The organism is Bacillus sp. MUM 116 (genome assembly GCF_001866655.1).
Taxonomy (GTDB): domain Bacteria; phylum Bacillota; class Bacilli; order Bacillales; family Cytobacillaceae; genus Neobacillus.
This window is the reverse complement of the sequence record NZ_MLYR01000161.1, coordinates 1-17,828: the sequence shown is the minus strand read 5'-3', so window position 1 is coordinate 17,828 and position 17,828 is coordinate 1. Positions and strand designations below refer to the sequence as shown.

At 39.6% G+C, this 17,828-nt stretch carries 16 protein-coding genes and 1 pseudogene; 4 read left to right on the top strand and 13 right to left on the bottom strand.

Annotation, left to right across the window (positions count from 1 at the left end; translation table 11 throughout):
* Nucleotides 1-14: 14 nt before the first annotated feature.
* The 7 genes from BIV60_RS26955 to BIV60_RS26925 form a co-directional block, all read right to left on the bottom strand.
* The gene (locus BIV60_RS26955) at nucleotides 15-1,256 is read right to left on the bottom strand and encodes a dihydrolipoamide acetyltransferase family protein (RefSeq protein WP_071358738.1); all 1,242 of its coding nucleotides are present in this window, start codon (nucleotides 1,254-1,256) and stop codon (nucleotides 15-17) included.
* A 27-nt stretch (nucleotides 1,257-1,283) separates the two neighbouring features.
* Nucleotides 1,284-2,312: an alpha-ketoacid dehydrogenase subunit beta gene (locus tag BIV60_RS26950; protein ID WP_071358737.1), complete on the bottom strand. Its 1,029-nt coding sequence runs from the start codon at nucleotides 2,310-2,312 to the stop codon at nucleotides 1,284-1,286.
* Between the two features lie 58 nt (nucleotides 2,313-2,370).
* Entirely contained in the window at nucleotides 2,371-3,363 is a 993-nt protein-coding gene (locus BIV60_RS26945; protein ID WP_071358736.1) for a thiamine pyrophosphate-dependent dehydrogenase E1 component subunit alpha, read from the bottom strand.
* A gap of 184 nt (nucleotides 3,364-3,547) precedes the next feature.
* On the bottom strand, nucleotides 3,548-3,946 hold the full coding sequence (locus BIV60_RS26940) for a DoxX family protein (protein ID WP_071358735.1): 399 nt from the start codon (nucleotides 3,944-3,946) through the stop codon (nucleotides 3,548-3,550).
* A gap of 132 nt (nucleotides 3,947-4,078) precedes the next feature.
* Nucleotides 4,079-5,944 carry a DHA2 family efflux MFS transporter permease subunit gene (locus BIV60_RS26935; RefSeq protein WP_071358734.1) on the bottom strand — a complete coding sequence of 622 codons (1,866 nt, stop codon included), beginning with the start codon at nucleotides 5,942-5,944 and terminating at the stop codon, nucleotides 4,079-4,081.
* Nucleotides 5,945-5,952: 8 nt separating this feature from the next.
* Nucleotides 5,953-6,606 carry an HlyD family secretion protein gene (locus BIV60_RS26930; protein WP_071358733.1) on the bottom strand — a complete coding sequence of 218 codons (654 nt, stop codon included), beginning with the start codon at nucleotides 6,604-6,606 and terminating at the stop codon, nucleotides 5,953-5,955.
* 5 nt (nucleotides 6,607-6,611) lie between these two features.
* Nucleotides 6,612-7,052: a MarR family winged helix-turn-helix transcriptional regulator gene (locus BIV60_RS26925; protein ID WP_071358732.1), complete on the bottom strand. Its 441-nt coding sequence runs from the start codon at nucleotides 7,050-7,052 to the stop codon at nucleotides 6,612-6,614.
* Between the two features lie 217 nt (nucleotides 7,053-7,269).
* On the opposite strand from BIV60_RS26925, the gene BIV60_RS26920 reads away from it, so the two are divergent.
* A complete protein-coding gene (locus BIV60_RS26920) occupies nucleotides 7,270-7,890 on the top strand; it encodes a TetR/AcrR family transcriptional regulator (RefSeq protein ID WP_071358731.1) in 621 nt (206 codons plus the stop codon).
* Nucleotides 7,891-8,908: 1,018 nt separating this feature from the next.
* Here BIV60_RS26920 and BIV60_RS29955 read toward each other — a convergent pair.
* The 3 genes and pseudogenes from BIV60_RS29955 to BIV60_RS26910 form a co-directional block, all read right to left on the bottom strand.
* Complete coding sequence (locus BIV60_RS29955) at nucleotides 8,909-9,058, bottom strand: hypothetical protein (protein ID WP_177177406.1); 150 nt, start codon at nucleotides 9,056-9,058, stop codon at nucleotides 8,909-8,911.
* A gap of 291 nt (nucleotides 9,059-9,349) precedes the next feature.
* A pseudogene (locus BIV60_RS26915) lies at nucleotides 9,350-9,602 on the bottom strand (amino acid permease); the annotation flags it as partial.
* Between the two features lie 57 nt (nucleotides 9,603-9,659).
* On the bottom strand, nucleotides 9,660-10,640 hold the full coding sequence (locus BIV60_RS26910; RefSeq protein WP_083402487.1) for a glutaminase: 981 nt from the start codon (nucleotides 10,638-10,640) through the stop codon (nucleotides 9,660-9,662).
* Between the two features lie 245 nt (nucleotides 10,641-10,885).
* On the opposite strand from BIV60_RS26910, the gene BIV60_RS26905 reads away from it, so the two are divergent.
* Nucleotides 10,886-12,205, top strand: a complete 1,320-nt coding sequence (locus BIV60_RS26905; protein ID WP_071358729.1) for a sensor histidine kinase — start codon at nucleotides 10,886-10,888, stop codon at nucleotides 12,203-12,205.
* A gap of 4 nt (nucleotides 12,206-12,209) precedes the next feature.
* A complete protein-coding gene (locus BIV60_RS26900) occupies nucleotides 12,210-13,139 on the top strand; it encodes a response regulator (protein WP_071358728.1) in 930 nt (309 codons plus the stop codon).
* Between the two features lie 81 nt (nucleotides 13,140-13,220).
* Here BIV60_RS26900 and BIV60_RS26895 read toward each other — a convergent pair whose 3' ends face one another.
* Genes BIV60_RS26895 through BIV60_RS26885 form a run of 3 tightly spaced genes read right to left on the bottom strand, consistent with a single transcriptional unit; the run spans nucleotide 13,221 to nucleotide 17,098 of the window.
* Nucleotides 13,221-14,432 (bottom strand): Ger(x)C family spore germination protein, encoded by a 1,212-nt coding sequence (locus BIV60_RS26895; protein ID WP_071358727.1) that lies wholly within the window; start codon nucleotides 14,430-14,432, stop codon nucleotides 13,221-13,223.
* On the bottom strand, nucleotides 14,429-15,520 hold the full coding sequence (locus BIV60_RS26890) for a spore germination protein (protein WP_071358726.1): 1,092 nt from the start codon (nucleotides 15,518-15,520) through the stop codon (nucleotides 14,429-14,431). The genes BIV60_RS26895 and BIV60_RS26890 overlap by 4 nt, the downstream gene beginning before the upstream one ends.
* Before the next feature lie 24 nt (nucleotides 15,521-15,544).
* Nucleotides 15,545-17,098, bottom strand: coding sequence for a spore germination protein (locus tag BIV60_RS26885; protein WP_071358749.1), 1,554 nt, complete (start codon nucleotides 17,096-17,098; stop codon nucleotides 15,545-15,547).
* Nucleotides 17,099-17,426: 328 nt separating this feature from the next.
* Between BIV60_RS26885 and BIV60_RS26880 the strand changes: the two genes are divergently transcribed.
* Nucleotides 17,427-17,786, top strand: a complete 360-nt coding sequence (locus tag BIV60_RS26880; protein WP_071358725.1) for a Lin0512 family protein — start codon at nucleotides 17,427-17,429, stop codon at nucleotides 17,784-17,786.
* The last annotated feature ends 42 nt before the right edge of the window (nucleotides 17,787-17,828 follow it).

Genomic DNA, 17,828 nt, shown 5'->3' with positions numbered 1-17,828 from the left:
GATATCCCTTCTTTCTAAATTAGCATGGTGATGGGTACTTCCAAATATTGTTTCACGGTTTGTAAAAAAGCTGCCGCAGGAGTGCCGTCTAGTACACGATGATCAAATGTCAGGCTAAGCGGTAAAATACTTCTTCTTTCCAAATTTTCACCAACATAAACCGGAGTGTCAAAGACAGCACCAACACCAAGAATACCTGTTTCAGGAGGGTTTAACACTGGAGTAAAGTGCTCCACACCATAGGCGCCCAAATTACTGATGGTAAACGTGGAGCCCTGCATGTCTTCATTTGAAAGCTGGCCTTGACGGGCCTTTTGAGCCAATTCTTTAATGCTCCGAGATAAATCATTTAACGAACAATTTTCAGCATGGCGAATGACCGGAACCACTAACCCTTTTTCAAGGGCAACCGCCATACCGAGATGGACCTGTTTAAACAAATGGATTTTATCCTCGATCAAAGCACTATTCATATCCTGATGCTTCTTAAGGGAAAGCACAACGGCCCTGGCAATAAAATCGGTAACGGTTAGTTTATTGTTAAAATTCTTTTGAACCACATCAGCCGTTTGCTTTTGTAAAGCAATCAGCTCGGTTACGTCCACTTTCATATTCATGGTCAGCTGAGCCGTTTTTTGCAGGCTGCCGTGCATTCTGCCAGCTATCACTTTGCGAATTCCACTAAACGGAACCTGCTGTGCTTGTGTCTTTTGTGCAGATACTAATTGTGGTTCAATCCTCGTTTCTTTTGGCTGTACCGTTTGAAGCTCACGTTGGGCTTTTAATGCTTCTTGAACATCTTCCTTCGTAACTCTTCCTCCAGGGCCGGTTCCTTTGATTTTCTCGATATCTAGGTTAGCTGCCTCTGCCATTTTTTTAGCTACGGGAGAAATTTTCACTCTATCTCCTCGGGCTTTAGCTTGGTTTACAGAACAATTTAAATCATTAGAGAGTTCTTGATTTTCCACTCCAGTCTTCTGTTCGGAAGCTGAAATTGTCTGAGCACCTATTTCTTCCCCGGGATTTCCGATATAACAAATGACCGTTCCAGGAGGTACACCCTCACCTTCGGAAACAGCAATTTTCAATACAGTTCCCTCTGTAGGAGATTCCACATCAATTTCAATTTTCTCAGAATTCACACTTGCAATCGGTTCTCCCTTTTCAACAGAATCCCCAACCGCTTTATTCCACAACGACACCGTGCCTTCTTTCATGGCCATTCCCAGTTTAGGCATTACGACTTCTACTGCCATGTTTATCTCTCCTTCCTGATCTGCGATTTACACTTCAAGAGGTGTGCCTAAAAGCTCTAATACGGTCCTTGCTACATTCTCGGCTTTCGGGAGATACAGATCTTCCAATGGCGGAGAGAACGGCACAGGTGTATGCGGCGCAGTGATTCGTTTAATTGGCGCATCAAGATAATCGAAGCCTTTATCGGCAACAAGTGCAGCAATATCAGTGGCAATACTGCATCTTGGATTCGCTTCGTCAATTACGACAAGATGATTTGTTTTTTCTACAGAGGAAAGAATCGTTTTTTCATCTAGCGGCGACAAGCTGCGAGGATCGACGATTTCCACTTCAACCCCTTTTGCTGCAAGCTGTTCGGCAGCTTCTAAAGCGGTATGAACCATTTTCCCTACAGCTACAATCGTAACGTCCGATCCTTCCCGTTTAATATCCGCTTTTCCAATTGGAATCGTATAATAACCTTCTGGCACTTCACCTGTCATATTATAGAGAGTCTTATCTTCAAAGAAGATGACTGGATCATTATCTTCAATCGCAGCGAGCAGTAAACCCTTCGCTTCGTATGGTGTGGTTGGCACAACTACTTTTATACCTGGGATAGCTGTAAACAATGCATATAAACTTTGAGAATGCTGGGCAGCCGCTCTAAAGCCGGCACCATGCATGGTCCGAATCGTGACTGGGACTTGGGCCTTACCTCCGAACATGTAACGGAACTTGGCCCCTTGATTTAATACTTCATCCAGGCAGCTTCCAATAAAATCATTAAACATTAACTCTGCAATCGGTCTTAGACCGGTGGAAGCAGCTGCCATCGCTGCACCCATATACCCTGCTTCAGTAATCGGAGTATCTAAAATTCGTTCACGGCCAAACTCCTGTACAAGACCTTTTGTAACCCCGAGGACACCTCCCCAGGCATCTTCATCCAGCAAGTGGTCGACTTCTGCTCCGCCCGCTACGTCTTCTCCCATTAGAATCACATTTTCGTCCTTACGCATCGCAAGTTTCATCGCCTCATTGATTGCTTGTGACATGCTCAATTTTCTTGTCATCCTTGATTCCTCCTTTTAAATGGTTCAGAATTATTTTGATTACGGTCTACTTCGATTGTTAATAAGAAACGTAAACATCCGTTAACAATTCGGAAGCACTTGGATAGAGGCTCTCTTCGCTAAATTTCACAGCTTGATTTACCGCATCTTCAACAGATGATTCTAAAAAGACCAACTCGTTTTCTACCATTAGCTGCTCACGTAATAAATGGTTTCTAAATAGGAGAATCGCATCTTTTTCCTGCTTATGCTCTGCCTTTTCTTCATCGGTTTTGTATTTTTGCGCGTCCCCTTCAAAGTGTCCATAATTGCGGTAGGTCACACATTCAATGAGTGTTGGACCTTTGCCGCGACGTGCTCGTTGAACCGCTTCTTCTGCAGCCTGATAGACAGCTAATACATCCTTGCCGTCCACCTTAATACCAGGAATGTTGTAGGCAATCGCCCGATCAACGATTGATTTACAGCTGGAGGCATAGTTAAATGGTGTTGCTTCTGCATAGCCGTTATTTTCCGCAACGAATACAACAGGCAGCTTCCAAATCGCAGCCAGATTGATTCCTTCATGGAATGTTCCATGGTTTTGAGCCCCATCCCCAAAAAAGCAAACGCTTACATTGTCAGTCTTTTTATACTTTGCTGTTAACGCAGAACCACATGCTAGTGGAAAACCGCCACCGACAATCCCATTAGCACCAAGCATGCCTTTATCCAGGTCGGCAATATGCATTGAACCGCCCTTCCCTTTACATAAACCTGTGACCTTTCCATAAATTTCGGCCATCATTCCACTCAAATCACAACCCTTGGCAATACAATGGCCATGCCCACGGTGCGTACTGGTGATACTATCTTTATCATTTAGGTGGGCACATAACCCAATGGCAACTGCCTCTTCCCCTGCATATAAGTGAACAAACCCTGGCAAGATTCCAGTTGCAAATAACTCATGAACTCTGTCCTCAAAATTTCGGATTTCCAGCATTTTTTGATACATCCACTGCGCTTTTTCCTTTGTTAAAACTACATTTTGGCTTTCCAATGTTCTCATGATTTCAGCCTCCCTGCCTAAATTTGATTACACCATTTATTAATGCAAAATCCATGCCAACCTTCAAAAGTGGATTTCTCCAATACTCTTGGTGGAAAAATTCTAAAAAAAAGAGACAAAACGAGACGAGTGTCTCGTTTTGTCTCTTTTTGTTCATCTTAAAAGTATCAGGGGATGAACATGATTAAGGTTTATACATTAATACATAAGCACCAGGTCCAGTCAGGGCTACTCCAAGTACAACTGCAATCAAGATAAAGTTATATTCATATCCTCCATCAGTTAACCAAAAGCCATTTTTCCCATGTACGGTGAAAATCGCATCAATCATCACAATAATGATCAGGATGGCTCCAAACCAGGTGAAAATACCTGATGAAAAAAGCAGACCACCAATTAGTTCAAATAATCCACAAAGAATTGCCCACGTTCTTCCGCCGGTCTTGATACCCATCGACCCTAAAAATTCACCGAACTTTACTACTCCTGGTCCGCCAAACCAGCCAAACAATTTTTGGGCCCCATGCCCGACAAACGTGAGTCCAACCGCTAACCGGATAATTAAAAGCCCTATATCAAGCATTCTTGTTCCTCCCCCTTCGTTTTTGAAAGATGGTTGATTAAAAAGATCATCGCAGATAAACCTTTTGAAATATAAAAAACAACCAGAAAAGGCCTCGATGAAAGAACCTTTCCTAGTTATTCCTTACATCTCTTACCCTTTTACCTTAGCACGTTTGATGAAAAAGGCTAAAACCAAAGCGACAAATGCAATTCCTGTTGCAACAATAAACGCATCATTGATCCCATCAATGGTCGCCTGCTGCATCGATTGCCCATAAACCAAATAGGTTGTAAGCTGTTTTCCTGCAGCAGCCGGAATGTGGGTATAACCTGATAAGACTTGAGTAAGTTGTGAAAATTTATCAGCGATAAAAGGATTGGCACTCGTAACCGAATTAGTAAATTCACCATAGTGAACTCCTTGTCTAGTCGACATCACCGTAACAAGGAGCGCCGTCCCAATACTGCCGGCAACCTGTCTTGCCGTATTGGAAGCTGCAGTCCCATGAGAACCGAGATGACGAGGCAACTGGTTTAGTCCCTCTGTCATAACTGTCATCATGATAAAGGACATACCGAACATCCTCATAACATAGAGAAGCATGATATGTGCATAGCTTGTCGTCATACTCAAATGAGTAAATTCCCATGTGGTAATGACTGTAATGGTTAAACCGATGACAGCCAGCCATCTAGCCCCCATCTTATCAAATAGTGCACCTGAAATAGGAGACATAATCCCCATCACAATCGCACCAGGAAGCATCAATAGCCCTGATTCTAATGCTGAATAGCCGCGAATATTTTGCAAATAAATCGGAAGCAAGATCATGGCACCAAACATCGCCATGTTTACAATCATACTAATAACCGTGGTTAAAGAGAAAATATCATACTTAAAAACGCGTAAATCAAGCATCGGTTTGTCAGCCGTTAATTCACGCCAGACAAAAGCGACTAAAGAAATAATACCAATCGTTAAGGAGACGATTACAGTTGAACTATCCCAACCATCATTTCCTGCTTCACTAAAGCCATATAACAAGAACCCGAAACCCAAGGTTGAAAATAAAAATCCCGGAAAGTCAAATTTCGGATTGGTTATTTTCGTTACGTCCTTCATCCACATAAAGCTAAAAATTAAATCAAGCACACCAATTGGAATGACAATGTCAAACAATAATCTCCATGAATAATGGCCAATCAGCCATCCGGATAAGGTTGGACCGATTGCTGGGGCAAAGATCATGACAATCCCCATGATTCCCATTGCCTTCCCGCGCTTTTCCGGTGGGAATAATGCGAAAAATACGGTCATCAAAAGTGGCATAATAATACCAGCACCACTGGCCTGGATGACCCTTCCCAGCATGAGAATACTAAAGTTTGGAGACAATGAACAAACTAACGATCCTATAGTAAAGAGCAAAATGGCGCTGATAAACAGTTTCCGGGTTCCAAACTTTTCAATAAGGAAAGCAGTAATCGGTATCGCAATCCCGTTTACTAACATATAACCGGTTGAAAGCCATTGTACTGTATTAGCCGAAATACCTAAATCATTCATAATATGCGGGATGGCTACATTCAGCAATGTTTGATTCAAAATCGCAACAAAGGCACCGAGCATTAACGCGACAAGCACTTTTCCAGTGCCGTCTTTCCCCTTCTCCTCCGCAGCCTTTTCTTTTTGTCGTTGCTTTCTTTTTTCCTTAATTTCAACATCCGCAACATATTCCAAGGCTGGTTCTGCAACCGCTGAATCTTCCAAAATTTCTTCCACTTGACTGGATAAATCTTGCTGGATATCTTCCTGAATTTCGATATCCTTTTCTTCTTTTATTTCTTCTTTTATTATTTCCTGCTTATTCTTTGATTGGGCGAGTTCTTCCCTACCCTCTTGTTCGATTTCCTTCGCAGGAATCGCATTTTTCTTTTTTTGCTTGATCATCGAAAAATTTATAATCAGTAACACCAATATGGCTAAGATAACATAACCCGTGATATATATGGACATTTTATCACCTACTTATGAATTCGCACGGTTACGTTCATACCAGGGACAATGGCAACACCTTTATTATCATCAATGGATACTTTTACAGGAACAACTTGTGTAACTTTTGTGTAATTACCTGTCGTATTGGTACTTGGTAATAAAGAGAATGTCCCCGATGTTGCTAAGCCGATTTGTTTTACTTTTCCCTTTAATATGCTATTTGGAAAAGCATCCACATAGATATCGACATCCTGTCCTACTGCGATTTCATCAATACTTGTTTCTTCAATATTTGCTGTTACCCATAGTTTATTCAAATCATATACTTGCGCAAGTGGAGTACCTGCCGCTACAAACGAATCTTGAACAGCATTACTTTGTACAATCGTTCCATCCGTTGGAAGTGTAACATTCATTTTTACAGGTTTTCCATCCGCATCGGTTGTAGTAATGGTTCCAACTTTATCATCTTTTGAAAAATGGTCGCCAACATTGCCTTTCCAGTCCGTTAATTTCCCATTAGCTGTTGCAGCAATCGTTACTTGTTGTCCAGCAATTTGGGCATTTTCAGTCGTTAAATAATTGACCGTTTTATTGTAGTAGGCATAAATTCCAAAGCCACCCCCTACTAGGACAAGTAATAAAATAATGTTGATTAAAAGTAAACGCTTCGCACTCATTTACCTTATTCCTCCTCTATTGATAGCTTCTTTAGGATAATCTTTTGCAAACGTATCAGTTCTGAGATATCTCTCTCGGATAATTTAAGGACATCGTTCGTCTTTTTAATGAATATTGAATCCGAAGAATAAAACTGATCTAATATCTTTTTCCCTTTTTCCGTTAAGTGAATCGAGACAACCCTCCGATTTTCAGGAGGTGTCACCCTTTCAACCAAACCGATTTGAACTAAACGTTCAATTACACTGCTTGCGGTACTGCTTGTCATTCTTAATTTTTCAGCGAGCTCTCCCAAACTGATATCGGGATTAGAGGCAAGTTTGTGGATGACCTTTAATTGGACCGTTGTAATCCCCAAACGATCCGCATCAAATTTTATCAGTCTTTTGATGGCTTTATTGATTGCTAAATATGAATCATATATCTCATTATTCAGTACTGCCATCGTTTCTCTCCTTTCTTTTGTTCTCCAAAGCATTCCGATTGGAATATTTCGTATACGAAATGACATTTACAAATTTAAATTATACTCAGTGTACATCTGGGTGTCAATAAAAAAATGACACATTGTCATACATTCATTGACAATGTTTATTAGGTCTATTATCATATATTTAAATAAAATTGTGACATATTGTCGTTTGATGTAAGGAGTGAAACCGTTGCCAAAACCAACCTTTTTAAATTTATCAACAGAAAAGCAAGAATCTTTGATAAAGGCCGCGAAGAAGGAATTTTCGAGGGTTCCTTTATATGAAGCATCCATTTCCAATATTATTAAAGATGCCGGTATACCAAGAGGGAGCTTTTACCAATATTTTGAGGATAAAGAAGACCTTTTCTATTTTTTATTGGATGAACATTCCAAACGGAATCATGAGCGCTTCATTTCCATTTTAAACATGAATAATGGCGATTTATTCCAATCCTTTCTCGATTGGTTTAAATCCACTCTAATCGCCTTTGAAGAACCGGAAAATCGCCAATATTTTAAAAATACCTTTTTAAACATGAATTATCGAATCGAAAAAACGATTACGCAGAATATATTTGAGGAGAGAGCAAAAAATAGATTTTTTGGGGTCATTAACTCCATCAATTCTGAAAATTTGAACGTAACAAACGAAGAAGAATTGCATCACATTTTTAGAATCATGATGGCCGTAACAATGAGAAATCTTGTTGCTGTATTTGCGAAGGATGTACCGATGAACCAAGCCATGAAAGCCTTTTCGTTGGAGATTACATTACTAAAAAGAGGTTTATGTAAGCAAACTCTATAATGATAGAAACAACAATAGAAAAAGGAGGTTTTTGCTAACGGGTTCCGTTTCCTGTCACAAAACCCGAAAATGCAATCAAAAATGCATCCCAATTTGTACTGCCTTTTATATCTGTTTTTGCAATTAAAAATAAAATGGCTCAGTTCACTATCCTGAGCCATTTTTAATATCCGTTTTTTTTCATTGAACATATCGCCCCTGTTACTTCAATAAGCGATTCCTAATTCTTCAAGAATCGCTACCTGTTAATGGAAATAAGCTACTAATTTATCTATTAATACAAGATAATGAATAACATTCTTATACACATAACAACTCCTACACCATACCTAATTCGTGACCAGAAAACAGCTTTCTTCAATAAAATTTTTTCTTTATTTGATAGCGGTACATTCTCTTCTTCAATTATCTGCTCCCGCCAACCATAAAAGAGATGAGGGAATCAGCGTGGTTTGATAAATAAGCGGAGAAATTTCTCTTAATTAGGAAATAAGATTAAAAATTGCTTAAATAGACGGAAAGATTCCGACTATTGACTTGAAAAATGTGAAAATAGGGAATTTCGCTTTGCTTAATCGGAAAACCTCCGCTTATATACCCCAGACCGAGCTCTATTCTGCGGACTAACCGAAAAATCTCCGCCTATTTTAAATATCACTGGTTACTCAATTAAGGATAAGACTTCATCTTAACATATATATCCAATTAATATGTGTTGTGTAGCATTTTTTGTAAGACAAATTGTATACCAAATTGAAGGTAAAATTGTAGGGGTACAACAGCCATTGTACCCCTACAATTTGGGGTGCATTTTCCTATACAAATTTTTATGTAATTTCGGCACAAATGGCTTTATTCCAATAAAAAATGAGTGTCAATTTCATATGCAAATTGGCACTCATTTTAACTTACACTTTTAATGTTTGTGATAGGAAACGGAACCCGTCAGGTTTATGCAACCTCCTCTTTTTACATTGAATAGGGTCTTAGCTGCCCTCAAAACTGTCAGTATATTAAACTATTCAACAAAACAAACATCATTAAAATAAATAACCTCAGTAAGGATTTTAAAGCCTTTCATTTTTTCGAAGGCTTCTTTTGCTTCTTTTTTTGTATCAAACTCAAACATATTAAAATTGTTTTTTGAATAGACCGTAATCACCCACATGAATAATACCTCTTTCCATGATTAATCATCATTCGTCCCTAATAAACCAATTAAACAGCTTTTTCTTCCAATGATTCTGTGGCTATTGCTTCCTCACTGATCCTTATTTCTTCATTCAGTTTGCTTGCTTAATGAAGATATTCTGTCTCAAACCCGCTCTTAAAGCCCCAAATATAAAACACTAGCGATAGGCCAGCAATGAGGAGCATATCCCAGCCATATGGGATGATGTTCTTTCCGCCAAACTTGTTACTTCCTAAATAAGAAACACCCATCATACAGAATAAGTTAATTGGACCAGCCGGCGAGAAAACCGATAAACGATCCATGGGAGTAATGCGTATTTCACCATTCCCCCCGCTTCAGGGAACATCGAGCCTAATTCACAATAAGAAAGGGCGATAAATAAAATAACGGTCATTCCGATAAGCCAGGAAAAAATCGCTGCAGGGCCAGCGATTTGCGCCGCTCTCCAAGCTCCAAATAACCAGCCGGATCCGATCATCGAGCCTATCCCCACCATCGTTAAGGCAAAGGCTCCCATCCTTCTTTGTAAATGATTGTTCAACCATTCAACCTCTTTCTTGTTAAGATATTTTTTTTAAAAAATACAGAGATCCCATTCCTGTGCTAGATGCTTTAATAACTTAACACCTGTCAAGCTATTCCCATACTCATCAATTGCAGGTCCATAAATTCCGATTCCACAACCGCCTTGAAAGGGTTTATCTCTATTTTTATTTGGCGGAACTAAGGCCAGGATCCCTCCGGATACCCCGCTTTTTGCCGGCAGCCCGACAAATGCAGCAAATTTACCGGAAGCATTGTACATTCCACAAGTAATCATCAAAGCTTTGGTCAGTCTGGCCACTTCTTTAGGCAAAACCTGTACTTGTTGAATGGGATGATATCCATCATGCGCCAAAATCAATCCAATCATGGCGATATCTTCTGTAGTCACTTCCAGCGAACAAAGCTTCAGGTAAACTTCAATTGTTTCTTCCACCTCAGCTTCTAAAAAGCCCGTCTCTTTTAAATAGTAAGCCAAAGCCCGATTTCGATGAGCAGTTTGCCATTCGGATTGAAACACCTCCTCATTCAGGTTGGGACGTTTTCCGATCATTCTTTCAATTAATTGATAAACATTTTCCAATTTACTTTGGGACGAACCCCCTGGAAGCATGGAAGCAACAGTAATAGCCCCCGCATTGATCATCGGGTTAAACGGCTTTCCCGGTTTATGCATCTCCAAACGAATGATTGAATTAAAGGGATCACCCGTTGGTTCGACATCAACCCGATCCAACACATAGGCAATACCTCGGGTTACACATGCAGCAATAAAGCTGATTATTTTTGAGATACTTTGCAAGGTAAAAGGGACATGCCAATCCCCTGACCGGATGGTTGAACCTGTTGGTAATGCAATACAAATTCCCAGCTGGAATAGGTTTGCCTTCCCCAAAGCGGGAATGTAGCTGGCACATTGTCCATCTGGGGCAAAGGAACGAAAATGGTTCACCCATTCATCCAACCTATCCATACTTTGATTAGAAACTTCTTGTTTAATCGCCTGCACCAATTTCTTCTCTCCTTAAATGTTATTACTTTAATGAAAGTGGAATCTCCCAATTTCATTAAATATTCAGCTTAGAAAACGCTTTCGAATTAAAACTAGAAAAATATAATTGATTCTATAATCCGGACTACAAAAGAAAACGGATATCTACAGAAAGTTTTTTATTTTTCAAATAAAATTTTTAAACACGGCTCTGGCATTGTGTTCAGAAATTTCTACCTGTATACTGTTGTTCAGACAAACAGGAAGTGATCACCTTGAATTTCAGTCCACTACTCAAAAAAGACATCATTATCCTGATTTTGATGATGATAACCGTACCATTGGCAGGTGTAATCAATTTTTATCCAATCAATGCCGCCTTCCGAATCAGTTTTGGAGTGCCGACCTTTTTATTCTTTTTGTTATTATTCCGGAAGATTCCTCCTGTCCTGCCTGGTTTTTTGACCGCTTTAAATATAGTAGGATTACGTATCCTGATAGAGTTTTTCCAGGCTGACCATTTTCATTGGTCAAGCTCTTTTCAAGCCAATTTTTCAAGCTTTTTCTTTTATTTGGCTTATGCTTGTTTCTTTTATATGGCAAGAGTCAAGCGATATCATAACCGGCTTTTGGTCATCGGATGGATTGGCATTTTAATCGAAATCCTGTCTGATATCGTTGAACTTACCGTACAATACATCGTTTTAGGTACAACGATTAATTTTTCGGGGATAAGCGAAATCCTAGTAATGGCGATTTCGCACAATTTTATTGTTCTTAGCTTTTTCACCATCATGCAGCTATATCAGGCACAAGAAAGAGAAAGACAAATTCGAAAACAAAATGAGCACATGCTCCTGTTGATTTCCAACCTATATGAAGAAACGATTCATTTAAAAAAAACGTTGGTCAATGCCGAGAACATCACAAAAAAATCCTATGATTTATACAAAGGGTTATACGAGTTGAAAAACGTTCCGAGTATTGCCCATTCTATCGAGGATTTCTCTAGGGAGGCGTTAAATATCGCTGGGGAAGTTCATGAGATTAAAAAAGATAATCAACGTATTTTTGCCGGACTCTCGAAGCTCATTTCCGTTGAACGTTTCGCTGATTATATGGAGCTGAACGAACTGATTTCCATCATAAAACGGACGAACGAAAAATATGCCAATTTACTAGCGAAACAAATTCAAATTGACTATTCTATCCGTGGAGCTCATCCTCCCTACCATGCGTTTACCCTTCTATCGATCATCAATAACATCGTCACAAACGCGGTAGAAGCAATTGACAATGCGGGGACTATTTCGATTAACATTGAAAAGAATCAAGAAACGATTGAATTTCAAATCGGCGATAACGGACCTGGTATCCCATCCAAGCGAAAGAATGCAATTTTTAAGCCAGGGTTTACCTCAAAATATGATCAGTCCGGAAATCCCTCTACTGGTATGGGATTATCGTTTGTCAAAGAAATGATGGATCAACTTGAAGGCGAAATAACGGTTAAGGATCAGGCAGAAGGAACAGGAACGATTTTCATGATTCGATTACCCGTGAATCATTTAATAAAGAAAGGATGATTCGATGCGTCTTTATATTATCGACGATGATGAAGCAGTTCGTTCGATGTTAGCCCAAATCATTGAGGACGAAGGTTTAGGGGAAGTTGTTGGGGAAGCAGAAGATGGTTCATTAATTGACGGTGACAATCTGAACATGCTTAACATCGAGATTTTATTAATTGATTTATTGATGCCAAATCGAGACGGATTGGAAACCATTCGGCAAATAAAATCGAGATTCGATGGGAAAATCATTATGATTTCTCAAGTGGAATCCAAAGAATTGATTGCTGAAGCCTACACGCTCGGCAGTGAATACTATATCATTAAACCAGTCAACAGAATTGAAGTATTAACGATTCTCCAAAAAGTCATCGAAAAAATCCAATTGGAAAAATCGATACAGGATATTCACAAATCTCTTCATAACGTTCTTAAATTCGATTCATCACCAAAACAAACAAAACAGATGAATAAGAAAAACATCAGGAATTCCGGTCAATTCCTCTTAACGGAATTAGGGATAGCCGGTGAAAATGGCAGTAAAGATTTACTGGACATCCTGGAATACTTAGATCAAAATCAACAAACAGACATTTTAAATAATCGATTTCCTACCTTAAAAGAAATTTTTATCGATTTGGCAAAAAAAAGATTAGGAACCACTTCCCCAGTCGCCGAGTTAAAGAAAGAAATTAAAGCAACCGAACAAAGGGTGCGCCGGGCCATTTATCAATCCCTGAATCATCTGGCATCCCTTGGTTTAGCCGATTTTTCGAATTGGAAGTTTGAGAACTATGCTTCAAAGTTTTTTGATTTTGCAAGTGTCAGGACCAAAATGGCCGAATTGAAGAATGGCTCGGCACCATCGGCGTCTTTAGCTCGAATCAATACGAAAAAATTTATTCAAGTCCTTTATTTTGAAGCACACCGGGTACATTCGGAACAATAGCCTACATGTTAAACAAAAAAACTTCACTGAACATTGTTTCGTGAAGTTTTTTGTTTGAGATAGAGTCGATCTGTAGAAATCTTATTTGTAATTTCCGGATGCCCCGTAACCCTTAATCGTTATTTTCACGTTGTATTGAATGGGAACCTTACTGAAGGTTTGATCCCAATCCTTTTTTACTTTTTCCCAAACTTTTGGATGGTCAATTTTTAACTGATTACCAAAACCAGCCACGTCTACCTGATAACCCTCTTGCATTTTTTTAATAGAATGGGCAACCAATTGTTTAACGGCTTTTTTCGTAGACGTTTCCGCCCTTTTAATAAAAGCATTTTCAAAAGGTGTACTAGAGGCTACCCGATGCTCCGATAATCTCCCTTTTGATTCGATGTTCACATCAAAAGAAATGTGGTTTCCCCTAACATGGGGTGTGATTTTACTTTTCATGGTTTCGATCTCATAAATAATCAGTCTTTTCGACTGTTGATCAAAGCCTTTCACAACACCGCCTTTTCCCTTGCCAGTTAACCAAGTGATGCCCTCCAATTGCTTTTCATTTAAAAAACCTCGCAGTTTTTTCGTCTTTCCATCTATCACGGCAGCTCCTGCAAATTTAACTTTTCCATTAGCAGAAACCACATTCTGTAAAAGAAAACTGGATCCCGATTGGAGCTTACCATCCAGTTTTATAATCGAGACTGGAGGTAAAATCCTTGTTGTTCGAAACACGTTATCGACAATTCCCAATAAACGAAAGGCTGGAACTTCTCCCGCTGTCTTAGATATGAGTGTATCGCTCGCTCTCCCTTTACTAACCAACATAAGACAGCTTGGCCGGAAATCATTATCTCGAAGATATTGATCGAATAACTCTTGTAAACTGAAAGACCTTGCCAGCTCTTCCCCGATGACTATAACCTTCATGTGAGTTGCATGAAAAGGAAGATCCGTACTTAATGATAATTCACGAACCTGTTGAAGGATGGAGTCGCCTGTTTCAGAAAAATTTAAATAGGAAGATTTTTGGGATTCTCCTTCTTTACTTGATGAACTGGCGATTTGCGGCGTAATGAGTTGATAAGTGGTAGTAATCCAATTCTTTTTTGAATTCCCTCCGCCTTTTTCATTGATCATTTCCTCCGTAGTAGATTCCTTACCTGTATCGAAGGCCATTCCTACCCCTAAACTTATTTCTTCAATTTCATGGCTGCTCCAACAGCCAGTGAGGGAAAAGAGCAAAAGGACAGCCAACAAACCAAAAAGAATTCGGACGATGGAATGTTTGAACTTCATGGTGCTCTTCTCACCCATTTTGCGATGATGAGAAGGAGCAATGGCATTACACCAAATAATAACAATGCAGCATTCCCAATGTCGTCCCCAAGCTTAAAAACATCATTTAAATTTTTAGGAATCACGGAAATGAGATAAATAACCGGTACCAATCCAACCATTATCGGATGGATGTTTTTTTTGAAAATTTGCGCCAGGCCCAGAGCCGCTCCATAGTGTGCAATCGTATATATGGTAAACATTTGCATAATCCAAATCGCCAATATCAATGATTCGAATCGTTCAAAAATCAAACCAGAGATTTCAAAGCTTCGGATCAGATCAAGCGTCGGCCATGTTCTCGTGACGACTTCATCTGCTGTTAACGCGCCGATGACCATGATGACGGTAATGATATATAAAATTAAAGGAATCGTAATACCCACTATAACAGCTTTTACTGCTTTGTTTGGCTCTCTCATAAACGCCACAAGAAACAGCATAACCTCAGGGCCAGTAAACGAGAGTGCCGTTGTTTTTACCCCTTTTAACACAGGGATAACTCCCGCCCCTAATACTGGACGTAAATTCTCGAACTCAAATATTTTGAAACTCAAAAAAATAGCCAGCAAAAAAAGAACAACCGTAATCGGTAAAATAATATCAAAATGCCGCGCAATCGGATTGATTCCTCCTATAATTAAATAAAGTCCCACCAACATAAAAGGCAGGATAATCGCCCAGTTGGGGGTTTCCTCCAATAATAAAAATTTTGTTACTTCTGTTAGAGAACGGATTTGAAAACCAGATGTAGCGATAAAATAACCGGTAACCAGAAGACCAAGAAACCGGCCGACCCATTTGCCTACAATATCCTGACTATATAAATAGAAAGTTTTTTTCGGAAATTGCTGGCCTAATTTCACAATAACAATTCCTGCCAGGATCGCCAATAGCCCGCCTATCAAAACGGTTATCCATACATCCGGCGTTTGCACCTTATCTACGGATGCCCTGGGCAAGGTGAGGATTCCTGTTCCAAGAATAGCGTTGATAACGATACTGGCTGCCTGGGAAGTAGTGATTTGATCTTTAGGATGTGGGAGCATTTTTTACTCTTCCTTTCACAACAGTTATCCCTTCCGTATCTTATCTTTCGGATGATTCATTTTCGGACGTTCTTTCATCATCAACAGGGGCATACGAAACATAAAGTCCTTCCAATCACTTAAACGATAGGGTGCGGCCGGACTCACATATGGAGTACCAAAGCTTTTTAATTTCACTAAATGGGCGGTTAAGAAAAGGAAAAATAAAATAACCCCGTACAATCCTAATACGGCAGAAAAGAACATCGCAATAAAGCGCAAAATACGTAACGAAATTCCTGCACTATATTGCGGGATGGCGAATGATGAAATAGCCGTTAGGGAAACGATGATAACTAAAATCGGGCTCACAATTCCTGCCTGTACAGCGGCTTCACCAATGATTAACCCACCGACAATCCCCATAGCCGGACCGATTGGTTTTGGCAGCCGGAGCCCAGCTTCCCTTAAAATTTCGATCGCGATTTCCATGAATAAGGCTTCAATCAGTGCCGGAAACGGAACACCAGACCTCGAACCGATGATGGAAATGGCTAGCTTAGTCGGAATCATCCCCGGATGAAACGAGATAAAAGCAATATAGAGCGCTGGGGTAAAAAGAGTAAGAGTGGCTGCCAAATAGCGAAGCAATCGGATAAACGTGCCGGGAATCCATCTTTCATAGTAGTCTTCCGGTGATTGCAGCATCATACTAAAGGTAACCGGAACGATTAACGCAAAAGGAGTTCCATCCAGTAAAATGGCTACGCGTCCTTCCATTAATCCTGCCATTACCCGGTCAGGGCGCTCTGTATTCTGCGCCTGTGGAAAAGGACTTCGGTAATTATCCTCAATCAGTTGCTCGACATAGCCTGATTCAGGGATATTATCGAGATCAATTTTTTGAATACGCTTTTCTACCTCTTGTACCAATTCCGGGTCAACAATGCCTTTTATGTAAGCGACCACTAAGTCTTTTTTTAAAGTCTTCCCTACTCGAAAATTTACGAAGGTTAGATTTTCAACTTCACCATTTCCTCGCATAAGTGAGGTATTGTCTCTTAAAGACTCCGTAAAACCGATGCGGGGACCTCGTACCAAAGCCTCGGATACGGGTTCTTCAATCGACCTTGTTTTTAATTTTGTGGTTCCAAGGATAAGCACTTCTGAAGATCCATCGACTATAAGTGCGGTGGAACCTGTGAGGATTTTAGCAACCGCCTCTTTGATCGAACCTACCTCTTCGATTTCACTAATCGGTATCACTTGATTTTTTAAAAATTTATTTAGATGGTTACCTCTAACTGTGGATAGGTCTTGTTTTAATTCTAAAGAAAATTCAACCATCAAAGATGAAATAATTTGTTTATTGATGAGTTCTTTATCAGATAATCCATCGACAAAAATGAGGCACGCCCCGATTCCGGTACGCCCGAGATTAAACTCCCGATAATGAACATCCCAGTTTTGACCGATTTCTTGTTTTGTTAATTCTAGATTTAATTCTAAGTCGTCTGTAAAACGTGGAGTAGAATCTTGAGGCACAGTATCTCGTTCACTAGACTTTTTGTCTGTAAGTCTGTTTAATTTTCGATCCATTAATGTGCGTTTTCTCATTTATTGATCACTCACTAGTTGTTAATCTGCGAGCCAAAAAAAGGTCATGTTGTTCCTTAAACAGTTTTTTTGGATACTACTATTTTTGCCTTATACCTTCAAATTTAAACTAGGAGGATTTTTTAGAATCCGTTATCGCTGCCTTTAGAAATCATGCAAAATAAAAACCCTCAATTTTAAAATTTGAGGGGATCTGAATAATCAATTTTAGCTTTTCATCTACTTTGTAAAGTAAAATGATATTTACCATTGTTCATTAATAACGGTAAAATAGAGTGGTAAATGCAATTGGAAGGAAGATGAATCTATAATGGAAAAATTAATGTTTATTGAAACCGGGATGGGAATTGATGTACATGGCCAGGATATTACGTCTGCCGCCATTCGTGCTGTAAAAAATGCTATTCACTATAATTCGATGCCTGGTATCCGCTCGGTGCTCCCTGGCAACAGTTTGGATAATATGAGAGTCAATGTGAAACTCGCCGTTCCTTGCGATAAAGAAAAACTTGATATCTCTGCTGTAAAAGAAGCCTTGCCATACGGGAAGGTTACGGTAGAAGTCATGGACGGAGGCATGATGACAACCAGCGGGATTGTCCTCGAGGAAAAAGGCGATAAAAATGATATGATGTACATCGTTATTGCATCGGTTGAAGTTGGTTATTAATTTTTAGCAAAGGCTATTTTCGCATAGATTGTTGTTTTTCGT